General features: G+C 72.8%; 3 protein-coding genes. 2 read left to right on the top strand and 1 reads right to left on the bottom strand.

What is annotated here, in order from left to right; genetic code table 11:
* Positions 1 to 728, top strand: a 728-nt coding sequence (locus tag NBZ85_RS29455) for a TetR/AcrR family transcriptional regulator (protein ID WP_261563204.1), incomplete at its 5' end; no start/stop codon positions are given.
* 132 nt (positions 729 to 860) lie between these two features.
* Entirely contained in the window at positions 861 to 2384 is a 1524-nt protein-coding gene (locus NBZ85_RS29450; protein WP_261563202.1) for a DHA2 family efflux MFS transporter permease subunit, read from the top strand.
* Here the strand turns inward: NBZ85_RS29450 and NBZ85_RS29445 are convergent.
* The coding region (locus NBZ85_RS29445; protein ID WP_261563200.1) for a hypothetical protein at positions 2301 to 3165 on the bottom strand (865 nt) is incomplete at its 5' end. The genes NBZ85_RS29450 and NBZ85_RS29445 overlap by 84 nt on opposite strands.

Raw genomic sequence — 3165 nt, 5'->3', positions numbered from 1 at the left:
CTACCGGGCTTGACACGTTAGTGAGTGACCACTACCTTCTGGTTGTGGCGACGCGGACGGATGGCGGCGGCGGACGAATGAGCGCCGAGCAGCGGCGGGCGAGCGTACTCGCCGCCGCGGTGGAGGAGTTCGCCCACGGCGGGCTGACCGGCACGTCGACGGAGTCGATCGCCGAGCGGGCCGGCATCTCCCAGCCGTACCTGTTCCGGCTGTACCCGACGAAGAAGGCGCTGTTCCTCGCCGTCATCGACGACGTCTTCCGCCGGACCGCCACCCACTTCGAACGGGCCGCCGGCGAGCTGACCGGCGAAGCCGCGCTGGAGGCGATGAAGGAGTCCTACCAGGAGCTGCTGGCGGACCCGACGTATCTGCTCAACCAGTTGCAGGCCTACTCCGGCTGCTACGACCCGGAGATTCAGGTCGCGGCCCGCAACGGGTTCCACCGACTGTGGGACACCGTGATCCGCATCACCGGCCTGCCGACCGACGAGATCCGGCTGTTCTTCGCCTACGGCATGCTGTTCAACATCATCGCGGCGATGGACCTCTCCGTCATCGACGAGCAGTGGGCGCAGATGGTCTGCACGGCGGCGCCACCAGGCTCGACCGCCGGCGCCCTGAAACCCACCACGCTGAAACCCGCCATGCTGAAACCCGCCACGCTGAAACCCGCCGCCCCGAGACCCGAGGCGCCGGAACCCGAGGCACCGGAACCGCCTACCCCCTGATCCGGTTTCGAACCGATCGCGGCCCGCTCGTTCCCCGCGAGGCATAGCGCAGCCCGAGTTCTCAAGGTAGTGACCGATTACTACCTGTCGAAGGTAGTGAGTACTCACAAGAAAAGTGAAAGGAGATCCGCCGTGCCTCGACGCCCCAGCACCGCCTGGACCATTGTCGTGACCTCGTTGGCCGCGTTCATGGTGTCCCTGGACAACCTGGTGGTCACCACCGCGCTCCCGCAGATCCGCGACGATCTCGGCGCCGGCCTGGAGGGCCTGGAATGGACGGTGAACGCCTACACGCTGCCGTTCGCCGTCCTGCTGCTCACCGGCGCCGCGCTGGGCGACCGGCTCGGCCGCCGCCGGGTGTTCCTCGCCGGTCTCGCGGTGTTCACCCTGGGCAGCGCGGGCGCCGCGCTCGCCCCGTCCATCGAGGCCCTCATCGCCGCCCGAGCCGTGCAGGGCGTCGGCGCGGCCTTCGTGCTACCGCTGACCCTCACGCTGCTCGCCGCGGCCGTGCCCGAGGAGCGCCGGGGCGCCGCCCTCGGCATCTGGGGGGCGATGACCGGACTGGCCGTCGCGGTCGGCCCGCTCATCGGCGGGGCGGTCACCGAGGGCGCGAGCTGGCAGTGGATCTTCTGGGTCAACGTGCCGGTAGGCCTCGTCGCGCTGCCCGTCGGGCTGCGCGCGCTCGCCGAGTCGCGGGGCCGCTCCGCCAGGCTCGACTTCGCGGGCGCCGCGCTGATCAGCGCCGGGTTGTTCGGCGTGGCCTTCGGCCTCGTCCGCGGAGAGGGGCACGGCTGGACGAGCACCTCGGTGCTCGCCGCTCTGGTGCTCGGCGGACTCGGCATCGGTGCGTTCGTCGCCTGGGAACTGCGGGTCGCCCGCCGAGGCGCGGCGCCGATGCTGCCGATGAGCCTGTTCCGCGTCCCCGGCTTCGCGGCCGTCAACGCCACCGCGCTGCTGTTCTCACTGGGCATGTTCGGCTCGATCTTCCTGCTGGCCCAGGCGCTGCAGAACGTCTACGGCTACTCGCCGTTGCAGGCCGGCGTGCGCACCCTGCCGTGGACGGCGATGCCGCTGCTCATCGCACCGCTCGCCGGGCCGGTGTCGGACCGCATCGGTGGCCGGCCGCTGCTGCTCGGCGGGCTGGTGCTCAACGCCGCCGGGCTCGCCTGGATGGCGCTGGTGCTGACGACGCACACGGCGTATGCGGCGCTGATCGGACCGTTCATCCTCTCCGGCGTCGGTATGGCCCTGTTCTTCGTGCCGATCGCGACCGTCGCCCTCGGGGTCGTGCCGGCCACGATGCAGGGCATCGCCTCGGGCACCAACAACGCCCTTCGCGAGCTCGGAGGGGTACTCGGCATCGCGGTGCTGTCGTCGGTCTTCGCCGCCCGCGGCGGCTACGACACGCCGGCGGCGTTCATCGACGGGACACGGCCCGCCCTGTGGCTGGGCGTGATCGCCATCGTGCTCGCCCTGCTCTGCGCCCTGGCCATCCCCCGGCGCGGCGGCCTCGCCGCGACCGCCGACACGTCGCCCAGCGCCGCGGACCTGCCCGCGTCGCCGGAACGCGAATCAGGCGGCGCGGCCCGGCGGGCCGCCACCGTCCAGACCACCGCGACCGGCGCCACCGCCACCACTACCACCACCACCACGTGAGCCGCCGCCGCCTGAGCCATCATCAGGGATGTCCGGCAGTCCACCGAACGGTCCCGGCGGCTGCACGCCAAGGGTGCCACCGCCGGCACCGGCGGTGAAGGGCGCGCCCGGGGTGAGCAGGCAGTAGTCGCCGGACTCTCGGCCGACCTGGTAGGACTCCCGGCTCGTCGGGTCATCGCCGCGCTGCACGTCGACCTGGACCTCCCGGACCGTCTCGGCGGCGACGGCGTGGCGGGTCTGCATGCCCCGCACGGCGAACGACGCGATACCCCCGCTGATCCCGTCGAGCGCCCGCATGATGATCGTGTACTCGGTGGCCGATCGGTTGCCCCGAACCGAGCTGCAGAGCCGATCGTAGGCGGCGTCGTAGCGGCCGGCGCGGACGTCGGTGAGGTACGACCGCACGGCCTCGGCAGGGCCGTCGTCCGACCGGACAAGCAGAAAGACGCCGGTGCCGCCCGCACCGGCGGCCATCGCCAGCACAAGGACGAGTGGGATGAGCCAGCGGACCGGTCCGCGGCGCGGCGGCCCGGCCGGCGGTCCGGCCGCCCAGACCGGGCCGCCCCAGCCATGGGTCGCAGACGCGGGCCCGCTGGAACCGATCCGGCCGGGCGGTCCCGAGGGAGCCGCCACGATCGGCGGGCCGGGCAGCGGGGGCGACTGCGGCTGCCCGCGGGGGTTTCGCGCGGCCAGGGGCGGTGGGCTGGCCGCCCAACCGGCGGGCGCCGGTCTCTCGGCCCGCCCGGGTACCGGACCGGAGGCTGGGGCGACGGGCGGGACG

The sequence above is a fragment of the Frankia tisae genome (genome assembly GCF_025403405.1).
Lineage (GTDB): Bacteria > Actinomycetota > Actinomycetes > Frankiales > Frankiaceae > Frankia > Frankia tisai.
The sequence above is the reverse complement of the archived record's forward strand: the minus strand, read 5'-3'. Positions and strand labels throughout refer to the sequence as shown.